This window comes from Moorena sp. SIO3B2, assembly GCF_010692525.1.
In the GTDB taxonomy this organism is placed as follows: Bacteria; Cyanobacteriota; Cyanobacteriia; order Cyanobacteriales; family Coleofasciculaceae; genus Moorena; species Moorena producens.
This window is the reverse complement of the sequence record NZ_JAAHHE010000689.1, coordinates 1-2,255: the sequence shown is the minus strand read 5'-3', so window position 1 is coordinate 2,255 and position 2,255 is coordinate 1. Positions and strand designations below refer to the sequence as shown.

At 46.7% G+C, this 2,255-nt stretch carries 4 protein-coding genes; 1 reads left to right on the top strand and 3 read right to left on the bottom strand.

The window, feature by feature from the left end:
- The coding region (locus F6K38_RS39870) for an AIR synthase related protein (protein WP_287360407.1) at nucleotides 1-494 on the bottom strand (494 nt) is incomplete at its 3' end.
- Nucleotides 495-896: 402 nt separating this feature from the next.
- Between F6K38_RS39870 and F6K38_RS39865 the strand changes: the two genes are divergently transcribed.
- Entirely contained in the window at nucleotides 897-1,085 is a 189-nt protein-coding gene (locus F6K38_RS39865; protein ID WP_044494517.1) for a hypothetical protein, read from the top strand.
- On the opposite strand, the gene F6K38_RS39860 is transcribed toward F6K38_RS39865, so the two are convergent.
- The gene (locus F6K38_RS39860; RefSeq protein ID WP_009149715.1) at nucleotides 1,082-1,354 is read right to left on the bottom strand and encodes a hypothetical protein; all 273 of its coding nucleotides are present in this window, start codon (nucleotides 1,352-1,354) and stop codon (nucleotides 1,082-1,084) included. The two genes, F6K38_RS39865 and F6K38_RS39860, sit on opposite strands and share 4 nt — an antisense overlap.
- A 188-nt stretch (nucleotides 1,355-1,542) precedes the next feature.
- The gene (locus tag F6K38_RS39855; RefSeq protein ID WP_009149717.1) at nucleotides 1,543-2,112 is read right to left on the bottom strand and encodes a DUF1802 family protein; all 570 of its coding nucleotides are present in this window, start codon (nucleotides 2,110-2,112) and stop codon (nucleotides 1,543-1,545) included.
- Nucleotides 2,113-2,255 lie beyond the last annotated feature (143 nt).

Sequence of the window (2,255 nt, the reverse complement as noted above, 5' to 3'; positions counted from 1 at the left end):
GTAGGGACACCCACGCAATTGCCATAGTGACTGATTCCTGCTACTACCCCATTAAACAATCGTCTAGTGTTGGCATTATCCAAACTCCCAAAGCGCAGAGAGTTTAAGACCGCAATCGGGCGAGCTCCCATGGTAAAAATATCCCGTAGAATCCCCCCTACTCCGGTAGCAGCTCCTTGAAACGGTTCTACCGCTGAGGGGTGATTGTGGGATTCGATTTTAAAGGCCAGTTGTAGCCCATCACCTAAGTCTACAACACCAGCATTTTCCCCAGGACCGACTAGAATACGTTTGCCTTCTGTGGGAAATTGCTTGAGTAGAGGACGGGAGTTCTTGTAGCAGCAATGTTCCGACCACATCACACCGAACATTCCCAGTTCAGCTTTATTGGGATGACGCCCTAGGCGCTGGACAATTTCTTCATATTCAGAAGGGGTTAACCCTTCAGCAGCAATCTCTTCTGGGGAAAAGGAGGTAGAGGAATTAGTGGGCATATGACTCTGGCACAAAGGGCACAGAGATAATTTTATAGAGTTATTGCTATCAATAGCTAGACTTCTTCGACTCCTTTGGATGTTTGCGTTCGCGAAGCGGTTCCAAAGGAACATCGCAAACATCCAAAGGAACATCGCGTAGGGTGACCACAGGTCAATCCCCTATTTTAAGCTGACTTCTGACTTCTGACTTCTGACTTCTGACTGCTGACTTCTGACTTCTGACTTCTGCTATACCTTGCCAATTCCTTAGCCACAATAAAATCACCCACGTGGGTAATGTCCCGGATATATTCCCCGTATTACTCTTGAAGCATAGCTGTCACTTACAACATTGATTACCCCTAAAACTGCAGCTGTATCAATCTATCCATTAATGTATCCATTGGAGGCAAATCCATTATGTCTAGGAATTTCGATCATATAGCCTACTCTGTATCCACCCTAGTTTATCAATACAATTGCTATAGCCCAGACACAATCGAATACGTTTTATTTAATCAAGGACTCCTAGCCGGTCTCGAAAGACAAACCGAAGCTAGCGACAGTCCAGTTTACCTAGAAGGGTATCAGATCGGACAGAGCTATTAAATTAGGATCCACTTTTGACACTCCCCGGCGTAAACGCGCGGGGATTCAAAGCGAGGAGTTACCCAAAAGGGCATTGCTCGTAACAACCACATCGACTTCCCGTACCGTAGTACCAAGAAATCGGCAGTCCACTTGGCGGTGCCAATTGCCTCTACTCTCTCCGACAAGATATTGTCATTGAGTCTACTTTTAAAGTGTTTGATTCCCGTGACTTTAAAGACTATTTGCTTATAGAGGGCTGGGATTGGAGTCTTTAACCGGGTCTCCATTTCGGTGAACCACCTTTTAACCAAAGGGTCCCACTACCAGGAATCTCACCTTTTCTTTTTAGGTCATTGCGTCGTTTCTATCTTAGCACAAAGCCGTCCTAGAAGGACGGGGTTTCAGACCCATCTTCTTTGATGACCCTGCGCCCACTGGGGGGAGTGCGCAGAGCAAGTGGCGTGGTTGCTCCCAGTCAATCCTCGATCAGACTGCGAATTTCTCTGACTTGTTCGATATACTCCCCATCATTCCAAACCGGTACAACTCCCTGGTAAGAAATCGGTTCAACTAAATCAATCCATGAGCGACAGCCTCCGTACTCTTGGTGGTAGGGAGTGATCACAGGCTCAGGTAACTGATAAGTACGCAACAGCAATACATATAAAGGTTGACGTGGCTTCCACTTCAAACGCTCACTGGCAAATTGTTCATTCCAAATATGATAGGGTAGCAGAGCAGCAATAGTAGATTGCTCCGTTACCGGCAAAATATCAGTAATAGACGCCCAGCTACCAATCCGAACAGTTTCCGGGTGCCAACCTGAGGGCACAGGTTTCACTTGTTCAGCATAGTCAGGTTTAAGCAAATTAGGCTTTTGATGCTCATAGGTAGGGTAGAGTAAAACCTGGTGGTGAGCCACGCTGAAGCAGTTGCCCTGTTCACGAATACCCCCTTTGCGCAACAGCATAATCGTTTTGCCCGCTTCTAAGGCATCAACCGCAACACCCCATTCTTTCAGGGCATGGGTAGTACTTGAAAGCATAAGTTTAGTAATCGGATTTTTCCAACAACAATAAGAGGTTTGCGTTTTCCTAGGATAGAATGCCAAGATTACTCTCAGTAGGGAATCGGGAATCGGAACCCACCCCTAAGGGGTTAGGGGTGGGTTCCGATTCCCGATTCCCT